Source organism: Streptococcus sp. GP0011 (assembly GCF_030546305.1).
Lineage (GTDB): Bacteria > Bacillota > Bacilli > Lactobacillales > Streptococcaceae > Streptococcus.
The window spans coordinates 81,135-100,216 of record NZ_JAUONR010000007.1 but is presented as its reverse complement, the minus strand read 5'-3'; the positions used below and the strand labels follow the sequence as shown (position 1 = coordinate 100,216).

At 39.8% G+C, this 19,082-nt stretch carries 21 protein-coding genes; 1 reads left to right on the top strand and 20 read right to left on the bottom strand.

Annotated elements, in window-relative coordinates:
- Positions 1-83: 83 nt before the first annotated feature.
- The 5 genes from Q4443_RS08540 to pbp2a form a co-directional block, all read right to left on the bottom strand.
- Entirely contained in the window at positions 84-557 is a 474-nt protein-coding gene (locus tag Q4443_RS08540) for a hypothetical protein (protein WP_049501155.1), read from the bottom strand.
- Positions 558-677: 120 nt separating this feature from the next.
- Positions 678-1,214 (bottom strand): transcription termination/antitermination protein NusG, encoded by a 537-nt coding sequence (gene nusG / locus Q4443_RS08535; RefSeq protein ID WP_000376728.1) that lies wholly within the window; start codon positions 1,212-1,214, stop codon positions 678-680.
- 57 nt (positions 1,215-1,271) lie between these two features.
- Positions 1,272-1,448, bottom strand: coding sequence for a preprotein translocase subunit SecE (secE, locus tag Q4443_RS08530; RefSeq protein ID WP_000505776.1), 177 nt, complete (start codon positions 1,446-1,448; stop codon positions 1,272-1,274).
- Positions 1,449-1,457: 9 nt separating this feature from the next.
- Complete coding sequence (gene rpmG, locus Q4443_RS08525; protein WP_001809375.1) at positions 1,458-1,610, bottom strand: 50S ribosomal protein L33; 153 nt, start codon at positions 1,608-1,610, stop codon at positions 1,458-1,460.
- Between the two features lie 52 nt (positions 1,611-1,662).
- Positions 1,663-3,858, bottom strand: coding sequence for a penicillin-binding protein PBP2A (pbp2a, locus tag Q4443_RS08520; RefSeq protein WP_303408298.1), 2,196 nt, complete (start codon positions 3,856-3,858; stop codon positions 1,663-1,665).
- Between the two features lie 86 nt (positions 3,859-3,944).
- On the opposite strand from pbp2a, the gene Q4443_RS08515 reads away from it, so the two are divergent.
- Positions 3,945-4,820, top strand: coding sequence for an RluA family pseudouridine synthase (locus tag Q4443_RS08515; RefSeq protein ID WP_303408297.1), 876 nt, complete (start codon positions 3,945-3,947; stop codon positions 4,818-4,820).
- A gap of 78 nt (positions 4,821-4,898) precedes the next feature.
- On the opposite strand, the gene gap is transcribed toward Q4443_RS08515, so the two are convergent.
- The 15 genes from gap to Q4443_RS08440 all read right to left on the bottom strand — a co-directional run bounded on the left by gap (position 4,899) and on the right by Q4443_RS08440 (position 19,076).
- Positions 4,899-5,906: a type I glyceraldehyde-3-phosphate dehydrogenase gene (gap, locus tag Q4443_RS08510; protein ID WP_000260681.1), complete on the bottom strand. Its 1,008-nt coding sequence runs from the start codon at positions 5,904-5,906 to the stop codon at positions 4,899-4,901.
- A gap of 318 nt (positions 5,907-6,224) precedes the next feature.
- Positions 6,225-8,876 (bottom strand): bifunctional acetaldehyde-CoA/alcohol dehydrogenase, encoded by a 2,652-nt coding sequence (gene adhE, locus Q4443_RS08505; protein ID WP_247954866.1) that lies wholly within the window; start codon positions 8,874-8,876, stop codon positions 6,225-6,227.
- Between the two features lie 295 nt (positions 8,877-9,171).
- Entirely contained in the window at positions 9,172-9,585 is a 414-nt protein-coding gene (locus Q4443_RS08500; protein WP_000410449.1) for an MORN repeat-containing protein, read from the bottom strand.
- Positions 9,572-10,015 (bottom strand): low molecular weight protein-tyrosine-phosphatase, encoded by a 444-nt coding sequence (locus tag Q4443_RS08495; RefSeq protein ID WP_303408296.1) that lies wholly within the window; start codon positions 10,013-10,015, stop codon positions 9,572-9,574. The genes Q4443_RS08500 and Q4443_RS08495 overlap by 14 nt, the downstream gene beginning before the upstream one ends.
- 48 nt (positions 10,016-10,063) lie before the next feature.
- Complete coding sequence (yajC, locus tag Q4443_RS08490) at positions 10,064-10,384, bottom strand: preprotein translocase subunit YajC (protein WP_303408300.1); 321 nt, start codon at positions 10,382-10,384, stop codon at positions 10,064-10,066.
- Between the two features lie 128 nt (positions 10,385-10,512).
- Complete coding sequence (gene tkt / locus Q4443_RS08485) at positions 10,513-12,489, bottom strand: transketolase (protein WP_303408295.1); 1,977 nt, start codon at positions 12,487-12,489, stop codon at positions 10,513-10,515.
- A 118-nt stretch (positions 12,490-12,607) separates the two neighbouring features.
- Positions 12,608-13,231: an HI_0552 family protein gene (locus Q4443_RS08480; protein ID WP_303408294.1), complete on the bottom strand. Its 624-nt coding sequence runs from the start codon at positions 13,229-13,231 to the stop codon at positions 12,608-12,610.
- Between the two features lie 51 nt (positions 13,232-13,282).
- The gene (gene jag / locus Q4443_RS08475) at positions 13,283-14,269 is read right to left on the bottom strand and encodes an RNA-binding cell elongation regulator Jag/EloR (RefSeq protein ID WP_303408293.1); all 987 of its coding nucleotides are present in this window, start codon (positions 14,267-14,269) and stop codon (positions 13,283-13,285) included.
- Positions 14,270-14,283: 14 nt separating this feature from the next.
- Positions 14,284-15,111, bottom strand: a complete 828-nt coding sequence (locus Q4443_RS08470) for a membrane protein insertase YidC (protein ID WP_162837405.1) — start codon at positions 15,109-15,111, stop codon at positions 14,284-14,286.
- Positions 15,086-15,457 (bottom strand): ribonuclease P protein component, encoded by a 372-nt coding sequence (gene rnpA, locus Q4443_RS08465; RefSeq protein ID WP_000748120.1) that lies wholly within the window; start codon positions 15,455-15,457, stop codon positions 15,086-15,088. Before rnpA ends, Q4443_RS08470 begins: the two co-directional genes overlap by 26 nt.
- Positions 15,458-15,627: 170 nt before the next feature.
- Positions 15,628-16,761 carry a site-specific integrase gene (locus tag Q4443_RS08460; RefSeq protein WP_303408292.1) on the bottom strand — a complete coding sequence of 378 codons (1,134 nt, stop codon included), beginning with the start codon at positions 16,759-16,761 and terminating at the stop codon, positions 15,628-15,630.
- 65 nt (positions 16,762-16,826) lie between these two features.
- The gene (locus Q4443_RS08455; protein WP_004244165.1) at positions 16,827-17,054 is read right to left on the bottom strand and encodes a hypothetical protein; all 228 of its coding nucleotides are present in this window, start codon (positions 17,052-17,054) and stop codon (positions 16,827-16,829) included.
- Positions 17,055-17,213: 159 nt separating this feature from the next.
- Complete coding sequence (locus Q4443_RS08450; RefSeq protein WP_303408291.1) at positions 17,214-17,804, bottom strand: hypothetical protein; 591 nt, start codon at positions 17,802-17,804, stop codon at positions 17,214-17,216.
- Between the two features lie 58 nt (positions 17,805-17,862).
- Positions 17,863-18,174 (bottom strand): hypothetical protein, encoded by a 312-nt coding sequence (locus Q4443_RS08445; protein ID WP_303408290.1) that lies wholly within the window; start codon positions 18,172-18,174, stop codon positions 17,863-17,865.
- A gap of 83 nt (positions 18,175-18,257) precedes the next feature.
- Positions 18,258-19,076, bottom strand: a complete 819-nt coding sequence (locus Q4443_RS08440) for an LPXTG cell wall anchor domain-containing protein (RefSeq protein ID WP_303408289.1) — start codon at positions 19,074-19,076, stop codon at positions 18,258-18,260.
- Between the last annotated feature and the right edge of the window lie 6 nt (positions 19,077-19,082).

Below are 19,082 nucleotides of genomic sequence, written 5' to 3'. Positions count from 1 at the left end.
ACCCCTTGACCAACGGACCTGAGCTTTTCAACTCTTTCTATTATACCTACTTTTTTACCTTTGTCAAGGACTTTTTTTCCTCTTTACCGAAATTCTGAAAAGATTAGGGAAAGTTCTCTCAGGAGAGCTTTACGTCCTCTAAAGACTTCTCCTCCCATGAGACGGTCTATTAATTCTTGTTTTTCCATACTCTGTTTTGATTTGTAATTCTTTAGAAGTTCGTGAAAGAGATAATAATCGTCCAGCCTGAGTCCTTTTTCTCCTAGACGATGGCTAATCTCACTCACCTCTTCATAGGGTTCTTTGTCAAAACGGCGTTTGTGGCTTTCCTGTTTACGGATGTAATCTAGGATACGATTTCTAAACTTTGTTTTAAAGCAGACATAAAGTCGATGGCGCTCGCCCTCTAGTAACTCTGGATTGCGACTCACCAGCTCATACAGACATAACATGCCTTCCTGGTCCCAGTCCTCTTTCTCCCACAGATGCAAATGATAGTCTTTTCGACACTTATGGACGATTCCCTTGCTTTCTTCATATAAGTCTTTTAGATTCATAGACCTCTCCTTTCTGCATTTAGTTTAGCAAAATACACAAGTCCATGGGTCTACTTCCTCTATTCTATACTTCTTTCTCCCTCAACGGAACATAAAAAGAGAGGCAAAGCCTCTCTAGGGTTATAATTCTGCAATTTGGTTGAGATTCACTTCTGCAATCGTATCATTACCAAACATAGAGATAATCATCTTCACTTTGTTGTTATCAATTTCAGTAATTTTACCTGTGTAATCTGCAAAAGCGCCATCAATGATGCGAACTGTCTGGCCAACTTCAACGTCAATATCGAACTCTTGAACAGTTTGTCCCATTGAAACCAGAATATCACGGATTTCTTGTTCCAAAAGTGGAGTTGGTTTTGATCTGTTACCGTGTGAGCCGACGAATCCTGTTACGTTAGGTGTGTTTCGAACGACGAACCATGCTTCATCGGTCATGACCATTTCTACAAGGACATAACCTGGAAAGCGATTCTCTTCAATTTCCTTTTTCTTTCCATTTTTCTCAACTTGCACGGTTTGTGTTGGAATCTCGACACGTAGAATGTTATCCAACATGTTATATGTTTGCGCACGTTGCAATAGATTTTCTTTTACCTTATTTTCATAGCCAGAATAAGTTTGTAGAACAAACCATCCCTTGTCAAAACTATCCATGATATTTCCTTTCATACATATATAGAAGAAAGTTAGCAGAACTTCTCCACTTTTCTTCTAAAAAATGTTAATAAATCGAATCAAACCTGATACAATCAACTGGTCAAAAATGTAAATGATGACCACAAAGAAGGCTGTGTATTCCATAATAGAGCGAAAATCTCTCCAGCTTTCTTTGCGAGTTGGCCAAGTTGTTTCTTTAAGAAGTTTAAAAATATCCTTAATAAAACCCATCGTTCTCTCCTATCTCGTTTCTCTATGTGTCGTATATTTTCCACAATGTTTACAAAATTTATTTACTTCTAGTCGTGTTGGCTTGGGGTTCCCACTAATTTTGATTGAGTAATTCCTTGAACCACAAACTGCACAAGCTAGGCTTGCTTTTTTTAGTGCCATAACGCCTCCATCTTATCTATTATAACAAGAAACCTAGGCTTTGACAAGCCTCTTAACGAAATAGATTAAGGATTGAGTCCCATATTGTCTGGGCTTTTTCTTTTATTTTAGCTTCTGAAATCGCACGGCCTGCTTCATCTACAAGATTTTGTGCACGACTACGAATATCTCCTATCGGGTCCTCAGACTGGTTTGTCTCATTCTCAGCAACCTGCTTTTTCGTATTTTCTGGTTCAATCCCATTTTGTTTATAAGCATTCTCAACTGTAAAAGTGCTACCTGGAGTGTAAGGCAAAATGGTATTAGCCATACTTCTAAAGACATGGGCTGCTCCATTTGAGGTCGAACCTGCTAGATAATGGTTCTCATCTGTCGTTGGGAAGCCAAGCCAGTGGCTAATTACCACATCTGGAGTATAACCAATCACCCACTGGTCACTGGTATATTCTGGGTTGAAAACAGCTTCAGTCGTACCTGTTTTACCAGCCATAACGTAATCCGCTGGTGATGAACTAATTCCTGTACCATTGGTAAATGTTCCTAGCATCATGCTGGTCATTTTATCAGCTACAGACTTATCAATCACTCGTTTTTGGGAGTTTTTATGACTCTTGATGACCTGACCACTGGCATTTTCAATACGAGTGATGAAATGCGCTTCAGGCATTAGACCTCCATTAGCAAAGGCTGCATAGGCTTGCGCCATCTGGAGAGGATTCGTTTCCACACCTCCACCAAGAGCAACTCCAAGAACTCGGTCAACTTTTTCCATATTCAGACCAAATCTCTCCCCAGCGTCAAAAGCTTTGTCAATACCTAATTCATTTACAGTCGCAACAGCTGGCAGGTTGAGTGATTCCGCCAAGGCCTGATACATAGGTACTTCTGGAGATGTCTTAATACCCGCATAGTTATCTACTTGATAACTGTTGTACTGCATCGTATGATTATCCAGTTGCTTGTTCAAGGCCCATCCTGCTTCTACTGCGGGTGTATAAACGACTAAAGGTTTAATAGTTGAGCCTGGGCTACGCTTAGACTGAGTGGCATAGTTGAAATTGCGGAAGCCTGGTTTGTCATCACCAGCTACACGGCCAACAACTCCACGCACTCCACCCGTTTTAGGCTCTAGAGCAACACTACCTGATTCGGCATGCGTTCCATCTTCTGCCGTTGGAAATAGCGAAGTGTTTTCGTAAATAACCTGCATGTTTGCTTGGTAGTTTTGGTCAAGCTCTGTGTAGATTCGATAGCCGTTGTTGACAATCTCTTCTTCTGTGAGATTGTACTTGGAAACTGCTTCGTTGACAACTGCATCAAAATAGGACGGGTAACGATAATCCGAAACTTTGCCTTCATACTTATCTTGCAGTTGAGAAGCCATATCTACTCCAGCCGCTTCGGTTTCTTGATTTTTATCAATATAGCCCGCTGCAACCATATTTTGCAAAACAGTATCCCTACGGTTGGTCGAAGTTTCAACAGAATTTAATGGATTGTACAATTCTGGTCCCTTGAGCATCCCTGCTAGAGTAGCCGCCTGATTAAGCGTTAGTTGTGAAGCCGATACACCAAAATATTTCTTACTTGCATCTTCAACGCCCCATACTCCATTTCCAAAGTAGGCGTTATTGAGGTACATAGTAAGGATTTGCTCCTTGCTGTATTTCTTTGTCAATTCTAAAGCTAGGAAAAACTCCTTGGCCTTCCGTTCAACGGTCTGGTCCTGGGAAAGATAGGCATTTTTCGCCAACTGTTGGGTGATGGTAGAACCGCCTCCAGAACGACCCGCTGTAAGGATAGCTAGAAAGAAACGACCGTAGTTAATCCCATCATTTTTATAAAAGGAACGGTCCTCTGTCGCGACGACAGCATTCTGCAAGTCTTTACTGATATCTGTCAGCTCAACATAGGTTCCTTTTTGACCTGATAGGGCTCCTGCCTCTTTTTCTTCGCGGTCAAAAATCAGAGTTCGCGTTTTCAAGGCATTTTGCAAGTCATTGACATTGGTAGACTTGGCTATAGCAAACAGATAGGTGCCCACCAGCAATCCTGTACTCAATCCGATGATAAGAACAATTTTTGTTAAATGATAGCGACGCCAGAATTTCCGAATCGGACCTACATGGCCTAATTTTTTTCTATCGCTCCGTGAACGACGCATACTAGTAGAATCAGACCCTGCTGATTCACTCGTTTCTTTTTTAAAAAGAGAAAGGAACTTCTCAAATAATTTATCTAATTTCATGCGTTTATTTTATCATCTTCACCATAGGAACTCAAGAATTTAGCTATTCCCTATCCAAATAGGGCTTTTTTTGTTACAATATCTGTATGCAATTCACATTTACATTACCCGAATCCTTGCCTCAAATGACGGTCAAACAATTTTTAGAGGAACAACTCCTCATTCCTAGAAAAATCCGCCATTTTTTGAGAATAAAGAAGAACATCTTAATTAACCACAAAGAAGTTCACTGGAACGAGATGGTCAAACCAGGGGACATTTGCCAGTTGACTTTTGACGAGGAAGATTATCCCAAAAAAGAAATCCTTTGGGGCAAGCCAGACCTCGTTCAAGAAGTTTATCAAGATCAACATCTCATTATCGTCAACAAGCCCGAAGGCATGAAAACTCACGGCAATCAACCAGATGAAATTGCCCTACTCAACCATGTCTCTGCCTACGTTGGTCACACTTGCTATGTTGTTCATCGTCTGGATATGGAAACAAGCGGTTTAGTGCTTTTTGCCAAAAATCCTTTTATCCTTCCCATTCTCAATCGTTTATTGGAGAAAAAGGAAATCGCTCGTGAGTACTGGGCTCTCGTAGAGGGGCAAGTAGGGAGTAAAGAACTTATCTTCCGAGATAAAATTGGTCGCGATCGACATGATCGCAGAAAACGAGTGGTAGATCCCAAAAATGGGCAACATGCTGAAACCCAGGTGAGCCGATTAAAACAATTTCCAAATAAGACTTCTCTTGTTCGTTGCAAACTAAAGACCGGTCGAACGCATCAGATTCGTGTTCACCTCTCTCATCACAAGCATCCTATCCTGGGCGACCCTCTCTATAATAGTCAATCAAAGACAAGCCGGCTCATGCTCCATGCCTTTCGACTGTCCTTTACCCATCCACTCACCCTAGAAGAGTTTAGCTTCACTGCCCTTTCTGATACATTTGAGAGAGAAGTAAAAAAGAATGGATGACCGCTAAATCATCCATTTTGTTTTATCTAAAAATAGAAAAAGCAAGACCAACAGGTCTTGCTTTTATCGACTCATGAATTATTTAGCGATTTTTGCAAAGTATTCAAGAGTACGTACAAGTTGTGCAGTGTATGACATTTCGTTGTCGTACCATGATACAACTTTAACCAATTGTTTGCCGTCAACGTCAAGAACTTTAGTTTGAGTTGCGTCGAACAATGAACCGTAAGCCATACCTACGATATCTGAAGATACGATTGGATCTTCTGTGTATCCGTATGATTCGTTAGCTGCTGCTTTCATAGCTGCGTTTACTTCATCAACAGTAACGTTCTTTTCAAGAACTGCTACCAATTCAGTAACTGATCCAGTTGGAGTTGGAACACGTTGTGCAGATCCGTCCAATTTACCGTTCAATTCTGGGATTACAAGACCGATAGCTTTAGCAGCACCAGTTGAGTTAGGAACGATGTTTGCAGCACCAGCACGAGCACGGCGAAGGTCACCACCACGGTGTGGTCCGTCAAGGATCATTTGGTCACCAGTGTAAGCGTGGATAGTAGTCATCAATCCTTCAACAACACCGAAGTTGTCTTGAAGAGCTTTAGCCATTGGAGCCAAGCAGTTTGTAGTACATGAAGCACCTGAGATAACTGTTTCAGTACCGTCAAGAACATCGTGGTTAGTGTTAAATACAACTGTTTTAACGTCGTTTCCACCAGGAGCAGTGATAACAACTTTCTTAGCTCCACCTTTAAGGTGTTTTTCAGCTGCATCTTTCTTAGCAAAGAAACCAGTTGCTTCAAGAACGATTTCTACACCGTCAGTAGCCCAGTCGATTTGTTCTGGATCACGTTCAGCAGAAACTTTAACGAATTTACCGTTAACTTCGAAACCACCTTCTTTAACTTCTACAGTACCGTCGAAACGACCTTGAGTTGTGTCGTATTTCAACAAGTGTGCAAGCATAACTGGATCTGTAAGGTCGTTGATGCGAGTAACTTCAACACCTTCTACGTTTTGGATACGGCGGAAAGCAAGACGACCGATACGTCCGAAACCGTTAATACCAACTTTAACTACCATTAGTGATTTCCTCCTTATGAAAATCATGAAATTTTTATTGTGAAAAGAGTAACTTGAATCACTACAAATCACCTTTCAACAAACCTATTATATAACTATTTGAGTTTAATTGCAAGTACGGGCGTTGATTTTCTCTCCCGCTTTTCTACTTTTTCTCCCCCTTTTTATTCATCCATTCTTTTATTTTCAAAGCATATCTCTAGAATCTTTTATAATATCTGCATATCCTCTTCATTTCAAGGTGAAACTCCAATTTCAACGCTTTCAGAGTTTACAAAAAAGAGACAGGATTTCTCCTGTCTCTAGGCTGATAAACAATTATTTGCGACGTCCTGGTCGTTCTGCATAACCATAGTAAGCATCTGCCATGATTTCTTCCATGTCAGCTACCATTGGCAAGCGAGGGTTAGCAGGTGAACATTGGTCTTCATAAGCAAGCAAGGCAATTTCATGCAAGCTGTCTTTCCAAGCTTTTTCATCGATTCCTTGATCCTTGAAGTTCATCTTTATACCTACTGCAACACCAAGTTCGTAAACAGCTTTAGCGTATGCTTCAACTGCTTCTTCTGGAGTTGAGTGAGGCAATCCAAGCATTCTAGCAATATCTTGGAATTTTTCGTCAGCTTTCCAGTAGTTATACTTAGGCCATGTAGTCGTCTTAGATGGGCGAGTACCATTGTAACGGATAACGTATGGAAGCAAGATTGCGTTTGTACGTCCGTGAACAGTATGGTGAACCGCACCGATCTTGTGGGCCATTGAGTGGCTCATACCAAGGAAGGCATTGGCAAAGGCCATACCAGCCATTGTAGATGCATTGTGCATTTTTTCGCGAGCTTCTGGATCAGCTGTCTTAACAGATTTTTCCAACCATTCAAAGACAAGTTTGATTGTTTGAAGGGCGATACCGTCTGTATAGTCGTTAGCGAAGTTTGAAGTGTAAGCTTCAGTCGCGTGAGTCAAGACGTCCATACCTGTATCCGCAGCGATGAAGTCTGGAACTGACTCAACCAAAGCAGGGTCAACAATCGCAATAGTTGGTGTCAATGAGTAGTCAGCCAATGGGTATTTACGATTGTTTTTCTTATCAGAGATAACGGCAAATGGTGTTACTTCTGAACCTGTACCTGAAGTTGTTGGAATACCTATGTATTTCGCTTTTTTACCAAGTGATGGGAAGCGGAAGGCACGTTTACGGATGTCCATGAATTTTTGAACCAAGTCACGGAAGTCGATTTGTGGTTGTTCGTAGAAGAGCCACATTACTTTCGCTGCATCCATTGGAGAACCACCACCAAGAGCGATGATTGTGTCTGGTTCAAATGCTCTCATTACTTCAGTACCACGTTCTACAGTTGTGATATCTGGGTCTGGTTCAACGTCTGAGAAGACTTGGACAGTTACACGGTTGCTGCGTTTGTTCAATTGGTCAATAATGCGTTGAACAAAACCAAGTTTTTCGATCGATTTGTCTGTAACAATCATAACGCGTTCAATATCTTCACATGTTTGAAGGTATTGGATAGAATTGCGTTCGAAGTAAATTTTTGAAGGAACTTTAAACCACTGCATATTATTTCTACGTTTCCCTACTTTCTTGATGTTTAGAAGGTTGATCGCACTCACGTTATCACCGACTGAGTTGTGTCCATATGAACCACATCCAAGTGTCAATGATGGAATGAAGGCATTGTATACGTCACCGATACCACCGAAAGTAGATGGAGAGTTCCAGATAATACGCATAGCTTTGATTTCTGTACCAAAGCGTTTAGCAAGCTCTTCGTCTTTTGTATGGATAGCTGCTGAGTGACCAAGTCCGTTAAACTCAACCATTTGACGAGCTTTTGTAAGACCATCTTCTGTGTCTTCAGCTTTTAGGACAGCGATAACTGGTGATAATTTTTCACGAGTCAATGGTTCTTTTGGTCCTACTTCTGCACATTCTGCAGCCAAGATGTTTGTTCCTTCTGGAACGCTAAATCCTGCTTGTTCAGCAATCCATGCTGCTGGTTTACCAACGATGTTTGCATTTAGTTTAGCACCTGCACAGTTTTTGCTGTTAGCTTTCACACCGAAACAGAATTCTTCAAGAAGGGCTTTTTCTTTTTTGTTTACAAAGTAAGTGTGATATGATTTGAATTCTTCTACAAATTCGTCATATACTTCTTTATCAATGATAACAGCTTGTTCTGATGCACAGACCATCCCATTATCAAATGATTTAGACATAACGATGTCATGAGCAGCTTGACGAAGGTCAGCAGATTTTTCTACATAGGCAGGAACGTTTCCGGCACCTACCCCAAGAGCTGGTTTTCCACATGAGTATGCAGCTTTAACCATAGCATTCCCACCAGTTGCAAGAATAGTTGCAACACCTTCGTGGTTCATTAGCGCTCCAGTTGCTTCCATAGATGGCTTTGTAATCCATTGAACACAGTTTTCAGGAGCACCAGCTGCAATCGCTGCATCGCGAACGATTTGTGCTGCGTGTGCTGATGATTCTTGAGCTGATGGGTGGAAAGCGAAAACGATTGGGTTACGTGTTTTCAAAGCAATGAGTGATTTGAAAATCGCTGTTGAAGTTGGGTTTGTTGTAGGAGTGACACCACAGATTACCCCGACAGGCTCCGCAATCTTTGTCAAACCTGTAATTGGATCATCTTCAATAACTCCAACTGTTTTAACTCCACGCATATTGTTCACTACGTGTTCACAGGCAAATAGGTTTTTTGTTGCCTTGTCTTCAAATACCCCACGGCCAGTTTCTTCAACTGCATGTTGTGCAAGGATACCATGTGCGTCAAGTGCTGCAACCGAAGCTTTTGCCACGATATAGTCAACTTGCTCTTGGTTCAACTTGCGCATTTCATCAAGCGCAACCAAGGCTTTTTTCACGAGACCGTCGACATGCTTCTCAGCAGCAAGTTGCTTTTCCTCTGGTGTTACTGTTTTTTTATCAGCCATATTATCCTCCATAGCCTTTAAGGATGTTATCCTTTGTTAATTTTTTCACAAGTTTATTATAACTCTTTTTTTATGCTTTGTAAACAGTTTCATAAGTATTTCACAAAGAATTTTTCCGAGATTGTGATTTTTTTCTCAATATAGCTACGCAATAGAGTTTTGTCTGGACGATTGTGAAATTATGGAGAAAATTTTTTTATTTCACAAAGTTTTTCTAGTTAATAGTTATTTATCGAATTCAAGCGCGGAAAGCGCTTTCTCCCTGATTTTGAAAAATAGTCTCCTAACTTGGAGACTACTGTTTTTGCTGAAAAACGCCTTGCTTAAAGGTCCCTTCATAAACGACTTCTTGCTCTGTCGTCAACTTCCCTTGACCTTCAGCCTGACCATTTACAAAATCACCTTCGTATTTCCAGCCAGATTTGGACTGGAAGGTTCCTTTACCATTGAAAGCCCCATTATTGAACTCTCCTGTGTATTGGTCCCCGTTTTCAAAGGTCATAGTCCCCTGACCATTCATCTTTCCTCTTACCAAGGTTCCATCATAAACAAGCGCACCATTATCAAGTGTCAGTACACCCTTTTTTGGTGTGTTTAATAGAAAAACTGATACGGCACAGATAGCGATTAGCAGAACGGTTGCAATCTCTATACGAGGGCGAGTTAGATATACTCGATATTTTTCGAAGATTTCTTTAAACTTTTCCATTGTCATTCTCATTTTCTAAACGGTCTAACCAGCTTTGGCATCCACTTGTGATGCGCGCATAGGTTTCCTCAAAATCTCCTGTGTACCATGGATCTGGAACACTTTCAGATGCAAAAGCATAAATCTTATGCTCTTGTTCCTGAGGACACATTTGACGCAAAGCTGAAACGTTTGAAGCATCCATACCGATAATATAATCAAACGACTCAAAGTCATCTCTGCTAATCTGAAGCGATGTTTTGTCTTTGTCATAAGGAATCTGATACTGCTGGAAAATCCCTTGCGTTCCCTTATGAATCGGATTGCCATGTTCCCAAGACGAAGTTGCACGACTCTCAACTTGATAATCACTCGTCATGGACTTCATCACAAACTCTGCCATAGGACTGCGACAAATATTTCCCAAGCACACAAATACTATTTTTTTCATCCCTTTTCCTCTCATATCATAGAAAAACGGGAGTGATAGGATCTCGTTTTATTCTTCAATTGCTCCACTTTTGTCGATAACTGCTCCTTCTGGTGTCACAGCTTCTTTGAGTGGCAACACTGTCTTGATAGCAGCTAATTCAAAAGTCAAATAAACACCATCTACGTCCAGTACGATTGTTCGTTTCTCAGTATCTACTTCATCCACTGTTCCGTAGAGTCCACCGATTGTGATCACTTCATAGCCTTTTTGAAGCTTGTTCAAGCTTTCCATACGCTTTTGAGCTTGTTTCTTTTGAGAACGTTGCATAAAGAACATCAAGGCAAACATACCTACAAGCATGATCACAAATGTTAAATTTGGACTAATATTTTCCATATTATTTTCTCCTTTGTATTTTACATAGAACTACTATATCAAATTTCAGCTACTTTTACAAGGTTGTACCTTGTTTTTATGGTTATAAAAAATCAGAGTTTTCACTCTGATTTTTGTGATTATTTCAAGTTTTGAACAACTTTGACTAGATTTTCAACTGTAAATCCGTACTCTGCCAATACTTTTGGTGCTGGGGCAGATGCTCCAAAGGTATCAATACCGAGAACTGCACCATCAAGACCAACATATTTGTACCAGTTTTGGGTTGCTCCCATTTCGACTGCAACGCGACGACGAACTGCATTTGGAAGGATTTCTTCCTTATAAGCTGCGTCTTGTGCGTCAAAGACATCTGTAGATGGCATGCTGACTACACGGACTTTTGCACCTTGGCTAGCCAATTCTTTGGCAGCTGCGACAGCTAGATTGACCTCTGAACCTGTTGCAATCAAGATCGTATCAAAGTCAGCTGCATTTTCATAGACAACATAGGCACCTTTAGCAACCTTGCCAAAGTCTGTTCCCTCTTCAACAGTCAAGTTTTGACGTGTCAAGACAAGGGCAGTTGGTGTTTTTTCGCTTGTCACTGCAAGGTACCAAGCTGCTTGAGTTTCACGCGCATCTGCTGGGCGGAAAACATTGAGATTTGGCATAGCACGAAGACCTGCTAGGTGTTCAACTGGTTCGTGAGTTGGACCATCTTCACCAACCGCAATAGAGTCATGGGTGAAGACATAAGTCACAGGAAGTCCTTGCAATGCTGACAAACGGACCGCTGCTTTCACATAGTCAGAGAAGACAAAGAAAGTACCACCGTATACACGAAGTCCACCATGGAGAGCCATCCCGTTCAAAATCGTTCCCATTGCAAATTCACGAACACCAAACTGAATGTTGCGGTTCAAGCGATTGGCATCATCTTGAAGTCCGTCAGTCTTGATATAAGTCATGTTTGAGTGAGCAAGGTCAGCGGATCCACCTAAGAAGGTTGGCAACTTAGCTGCCACAAGGTTCAAAGCATCTTGGCTTGAATTACGAGTTGCTTGAGAGAAGCCGTTTTCTAATGCTGGGAAGTCTGCTGGAGTTACCTCAACTGGGTCGCGTCCGTCGATGATGGCTTCGACTTCTGCTGCAAGTTCGGGATAAGCTTCTTTATAATCAGCAACTAATTTTGTCCAAGCTTGATAAGCTGATGCACCACGGTCTGCAACATTTTCCTTGAAATCAGCATAAACTTCAGCTGGGATTTCAAATGGTTCATAATCCCAACCAAGAGCTTGGCGAGTAGCCGCCGTTTCATCTGCTCCAAGAGGAGCACCGTGTACCGCATTGGTTCCTTGTTTGTTTGGAGAACCGTATCCAATAACAGTCTTCACTTCAATCAAAGATGGTTTGCCTGAAGCTTTAGCTGTTTCGATAGCAACATGGATTGCTTCCAAGTCTGTCCCATCTTCAACCAAGGCTGTGTGCCAACCGTAGGCATTGTAACGGTCACGAACACTTTCTGTGAAAGAATCTTTTGTCTCACCATCCAAGTTAATGTCATTTGAATCATAAAGAACAACCAACTTGTCGAGTTTTTGCAAACCTGCGTATGAAGCTGCCTCGCTTGAAACACCTTCCATCAAATCTCCGTCGCCACAGATCACATAAGTGTAGTGATCAAAGAGATTGTAGCCTTCACGGTTATACTTCGCTGCTAGGAAACGTTCTGCTTGGGCAAAACCTGTGGCAGTTGAAATCCCTTGTCCTAGAGGACCAGTTGTAGCATCAACCCCTGCAGTATGGCCAAATTCTGGGTGACCTGGAGTTTTAGAGCCCCATTGACGGAAGTTCTTCACTTCATCCATGCTCACATCTTCAAATCCTGAAAGGTGAAGAAGGGCATAGAGAAGCATAGAACCGTGACCTGCTGAAAGAATAAAGCGGTCGCGGTTGATCCAGTTTGGTTGAGCTGGATTGATACGAAGTTGCTTTGTAAAGAGGCTATAGGCCATAGGAGCAGCCCCCATAACCACCCCTGGGTGACCTGAGTTTGCTTTGTTGATGGCGTCAATACCTAGAAAACGAATTGCATTAACAGATAGATTTGACATAGAATTTCCTTTCTCTTTGAGGTGATTAATGAATCACACATCCTATTTTACTATTATATGAAAAAATGTATAGAATAGCAATAAAACAATTTGCGTTCATCTATCACATTTGATTTGTCTATCCCCTCGTCACTTCATAGTACGGAAGCAAGCGAGTATAAGCGTCTTCTAGCTTCTCCAATATCGCTTCTTCTGACTGATTTTCCATAAAGGAAACATCTGACTTGACCAAAACTTTACGGATTTCCTGATTGCGCACCTTCTCGCGTAAGAGCAGACGGTTTTCTTCATTAGCTTCTACCTTTTGACTTTGACCATCGGTATATGCTAGATAATAGATTCCTTCTACTGGCGGAATATCTAAAATCTTGGCTTGTTTGCTCAGCGTCTGCTCATCCTTCTTGCGCTCGATGAAACTGACTTCTAAGGAAATCCCAAAATCTGAGGGTTCCCCATACAAACGCAAGGCTAACATGGGTTCTGTTACCTGCCCCTCTCTCTGTAGATAGGCCCAGAAATGCGGTCGCAAGCGCTGCGCTTGATTCATCCACTGACTAGTCTGTTGCAATTGCCATTCGGGATGACTTGCTTGGTAGATCTTGGCCAGATTTGTAAAAGCCTTACGAGCCTCCTGCCCTTTGTGGCGCAATTCCAGCATCTTCTCTCGCTCATCCCCAGACTTATCTGGATTACGATACTGGATTCCTGCGTAAGATAGATAATTTCTGATGGTTTCCATCATCGGTCTCTTCTCCTTTTTTCTAGCAAAAAATCAGGTCAAACCTGATTTTGTTTATTCTGTATCTACGACAACATAGCGATTTGGCTCATCACCTTCAGAATAGCTAGTCACTCCATCCATGCGTGAAATAATGCGATGGATAATCTTGCGTTCGCTATTCGACATTGGATCTGTTTGCTGGCTACGGCCTTCCTCCAAAACGCGATTCGCCAATTTTTGAGCGTAGGTTTGCAACACTTCTGCACGGTGTTCAACATAATCATTGACATTAATCGTAATGTAGAAAGTTCTTGAATAGCGATTATAAAGATAATTTTGTGCCAAGAGTTGAAGGGCCTTCAAGACTTTTCCATGATAGCCGATAATACGACCTGGTTCGTTGGTGTCAATTTGAAGATTGATGGTACGACGATTGTAGTCGCTTGAAATCGTCCCTTCAACATCCATATCATCTACAATGGTTTGAACGTAGCTAGCTACTTCTGTTGCCACTTGTTCGATGTCATAACTTGGTTCTACTTTCAAGCCTAAATCTTCCAAAGACTGGCTTGTTGTTTCCTGCGTTTCAGTTTCTTTTTCTGGAGCAGATTCCACTTCCTCGGTAGTATTCTCTGGTTCCAATTCATTTAAAATTGAAATATGGCCTGTTTCTTCCAAAATCGTGCTGGCATGTTTTTCATTTTTCAAGATTTCAGCCTTGACCTCTTCAGAGACACCTTGACCTTCTTCTTCAATCTTCTTAATCGCTTCAACTACATGCCCCAAATCAACAGTTGCTTCACTTACTGTTTTCACGGGTTCATTTTTTTCATTAACTTCTTTTGGAACCCCTTTAATGGCCTGCTGGTTGGCTTTGATCACTGTCGTTTCACTAATGGCTTCGATATCAACTTGAGCTGGCTTCTTACCAAACAAGCCTAAGAATCCTTTTTTCTCTTTCGAAACGACCTTGATGTGGGCCTTCATTCTTGGAATGTCTAATTCTTTCAATCCTTTTTGGATTGCTTCTTCAACCGTTGAACCTGTAAATAATACCATTACCAGATTCCTCCTTATTTTTTCTTTTTCTGTGCTTTTTTCAAAGCTCTTCTCTTCTTGCCTTCTAAATCTTTTTCTGCTTGCGCCACTGCTTCTCTTTCAGCAATAATCTTGAAAGGATTGTTCAGGAAATAGGTTTGCAAAACTTGGTAAGCATTGGATACAGCCCAGTACAAGGCTACACCACTTGGGGCGGAAATGGCAAAAACAAAGATCAATACAGGCATACCATACATCATCCCTGTCGTAGCTCCACTTTTTTCGGACAAAGCTTTATTCGATAACCAGCTACTCAAGAAGGTAAAGACTGCCGCCAAAATCGGAAGGACAAAACTTGTATCTACTCCTCCCAAATTAATCCATAAAAAGTGACCTGTTTTCAAAAAGTCAACTCGACTCAAGGCTTGAAAGAGCGCCAAGAGAACCGGCATTTGTATTAAAATTGGCCAGAGAGAGGATGAATGCTTGATTCCTAACTCTTTATAAACCTTACGCATCTCCTGGTCTAGCTTGGTTCTACTTTCCATATCACGACCCGGATATTGCTCTCGCAAAGCCTTGATGCGTGGTTGAGCCTCTTGCATTTTTCTAGAGGCAACCATCTGTGTCTGAAAGACCGGCAATAAAATCGTCCGAATCAAGATTGTGAAGAGGATAATCCCCACTCCGATACTAATGTCAAAGGACAAAAAGCGGATAATTTCAGCAAAAAAATAAACGAATTTGCTCCAAAAGTCTGTCGAATCTGCTGTTATATCGCTAGCTGTACCATTTGTTGCACAGGCTGTCATGATAACCAAGGACAAGCCCAACAAACTAGTCAACTGTAGTTTCTTTTTCACTCCCATTTCCTTCCTGGTAAATCTTTGATAACTTTAATACGTGGAGTAGGTTTTTCTCCATCTCTGCATATTCCAAGGTTTCCACCCCTTTTCGGGCAATCACGACAAAATCAACATGCTCTACTAAACTCCCTTTTACACTTTGTAGAATGTGCCGGATTCGTCTTTTAATTTGATTTCTGGTAACTGCATTCCCCAGCTTTTTGCTGACGGACAGTCCTACTCGAAAATGGTTTTGCTGGTTTTCCAATTGGTAGACAACAAATTTTCGATTGGCAAAACTTGTTCCGTCCTTGAAAATCGCCTTAAAATCTTTCTCTCTTTTTACACGAAAGCTTTTCTTCAAAACTCAACTCCATCTATTAAATTACTACTATTATAACAATTTCCCTCAATAAAAGCTAGACAAATACCGTCAATTATAGACATAAAGGCCTTTTTCTACATTCTTATTCCAAAGATTATGGACTATTTTAGACATTTTTAGACATTTCTTGGTTACTTTTTGGTTAGCTTTTACAAGTCCAATTTATCCAATTTTTCAGTTATATTAAACTTCATCTGCTCCGTAACATGAGTATAAACTCCCAAAGTCATTTTCTCGTTCGTATGACCTACTCGTTCCATAATCGCCTTGATTGGAACTTCCAATTCTGCAAGTAAACTAATATGTGAATGCCTAAAAACATGAGTAGTCAATACAAAATCCTCTTCTTTTTGAATTCCACTTCTTTTAAAACTTCTCTTCAAAAAATCATTAAAAGAAAAAATCATAAAAGGATTCCCATTTTTCGTAAATATAAATCGCCCTTCTTTTTCAATGAGAAGATATTCTTCTATGATCTCTAACACTCTATCGCTAATACCAATGACTCTATAAGAAGCTAAACTTTTTGGACTATCTAGGAATATTTCTGCTTTACTTCCGCTCGTATGCAATGTATGCTTAACTTCTAGTGTTTTATTTCCAAAATCAATATCCTCAAGAGTCAAAGCCAAAACTTCTCCAAAACGTAATCCAGTCAAATACATAAATTCAACAATCAAACGTACTCGTTGATTCTTTTCTTCTTTTTCTAAAAAATTAAGATACTGAACTACTTCTGCTCTAGTAAGATACTTATTCTGTTTCTTCCTGACTTTTTTTAAATTCTTCTTCCTTTTTGGCAAAACAACATTATCAATAGGATTCTCACTTATATAACCAACATTTAAGCAATACTTAAAAAACAAGTTTAATAAAACTTTCTTATTTTTCCTATGTTCTGCAGAGCATGGCAATTCTAATAATATATTCTGAACTATTCGACTTGTCACATTCATCAGTAAATAATCTTCCAATTTCCTAATCTCACCAATAATAGTGTATTTCTGAGACTTAAAAGTACTCCTCTTCAGCTCAGATTTTCGAATTTTTAAATATTCTTCATAGGCTTCCTTAACTGTTATTTTCCTTACTTCTGTTTTCTCTTTTTCTATGTTCTCCCTCTTTTTTTCTATTTTCTCATCCAGCAAGATTCTTGCCTGTTTCTGAGCTTGCCTTGTCTTAGAAGTTAAAGTTATAGAAACTTGTTTCCACTTATTCTCTTCTAAATCAAAATATTTTTCATAATATCTATATTTTCCATTCTCCAATTCTCTAAAAAACATTTTATACTCCTTTTAAAAATGAGTATATCTCTAGTCAATAACTATAGTATATCATTTTTTCCCAATCAAATATATCTAACTCTCTCTCTATGCAGAAGAAATAGATAAAATCCTCTCACATTAATCAATACTTTTTGTCCTGTCCTAAAAGATATATCTTTAAATTCTTTCGTCTTTTGACTTTCGTCTAATCTCCTTTCAATTGTTTTAATACTAATCGAAGGGAAATAATTTGCTTTTAAATCCTTCTTTGATACACAAATATCAGGATAATTATTATATGATTTTTCCATTTTTATTCTCCTATTTCCGAACAAATTTTGAATACCTGGTTGAACTTTTTGACCTAAAATACGAATTTTATATCCTATCCTGGTTTCTTTATGTTCACTTTTTTCTCCATAAAACGACAAAAAACAGCAAGCCATTCCTGACTTGCCATTCTTTCTATGCTAGTTATTCAATTCCAGCAATTCACTTTCAACACGTTTCAAAACTACTTGTACTTCTTCTGTACCACGATAACCTTCAAGAGAAGCTAACTGTCCTTCTATCCTTCCTAAAATACGTAACACTTTGTCTAGTTCATTATTTTGCTTAGACTTAGATAGTTCTTGATTCTCAACTGTCAATCTCCCAACTTCTTCCGTCAACCTTGAATTTTGTAATACAACTTCTTTCATAAAATCCATTGTTTCCAAAATTTCTTTAGCCTTCGTACTGTTTTTATACAAATTTTCCCTAGCCATTTTTTCATATTTCATTTCATCAGAAATATATTCTGTATCTTTTTTGATAGAAGCATGCTCCTTAGACAAGGCATCATGTTCTTTAGACAAGCCTCTATGATCACTAGATAAACCCTTATGCTCACTAGATAAGCCCTTATGCTCACTAGACAAACTAGCATGTTCCATTTCACGCTCTTTTGACAATGCCTTCATTTCAGCTTTAAGACCACTATTATCTCGTGCTAACTTAATCGCAATACCTACTAACGAAGCTATCGTTGTCAAAATTCCACCCAATGTAACCCAATCCATAATTGAATAGTCTCCTATCATTTTTTCTCCTTTCTATCTTATCATATTTTAAGCTATTTCATAATTTTTCTAACAATTTCTCTATATCAGGAAAATAAGTATAGGCTTCTCCCCTCGTAAAATCAAATGAACATTCTTCTATAACTAACACACTAGCATAATGTCTTTTTAGTAATTTTTGGTTGGCATGACAACCCTCATAATGATAAACAACACGAACATACTGATTATTCCTTCTAACCTCAACTAACATAGTTTCAATCCCATAACCAGTATCACGACTAGCTGTAAATTCCAAACACTTTTGATTCTCTCCCAATCTCTGAGCTAATCTTACAGCATACATTTCCAACAATTTTACTTGATCCATTTTCTACTCCTTAAAACAGCAAAAAAAAGGTAAGGTTACCCCTACCTTAATTATTTAGTAAACTTACTTTCATACTATCCACCTTAATTCAATTTACGTCTACCCCAAATTGTCGCAACTAAACCTACAAATCCCCAAATAGTCGCAAAAATTGTACTTGCTGTCCCAGTATTCGGAAGAACTTTTAACTGCCCTTCTTTGTCTTTCAAAGCGATTGTACCGTCTTTTTGTTTCACAGCGCCAATTTCATAAGGTTCTTTTTCTTGATAGTCACCTTCGCTTGTTTCAACGACTACTTTCCCTTGATTCGTAGATACAACTGTATGACCAGTATTGGTTTCAATAGATTGTTCTTTGATTTCTTCTTTGCTCACATTTAATGGCTGCGGAGTATCTTGTTCTTTTACTCCAACAATTTCTTCTGCCTTTTGTTTCTGCTCCTTAATTTCAGGAGTATCTTCTACAGTAGGCTTCTTATCTTCTTTTGGTGTTTCTTCTTTCGGCTGTTCTGATGGAGTAGGTGAATCAGCCACAATGCCTTTATTGTCCTTCTCCTGCTGTTTCTCAGAATCACCACCCAAATTCAAATTATCATTCACTTTAGGTACTGGCTTTTCTGTAGGCGCTTCTGCTGACTTTTCTTTTTCCGTAGGTGTTACAACAATACCACCTGTTTTATCATCAATAGGCTTCTCGCTTTCACCACCAATCACAACCGTTGACGACTTGTCTTCCTTTGGTTTCTCCTCCGTCGGTTTTGTTTCTGCCGGCGGAGTCGCTACAATACTTGACGTATCAATTACAACCTTACTATCACCACCAAGTGAAAGTGTATCTGCAAAAGTCGTCGTTGCCGAACTCAAAATAACTACTGAAAACAATGTTACTAATTTCTTATTCATATTTCT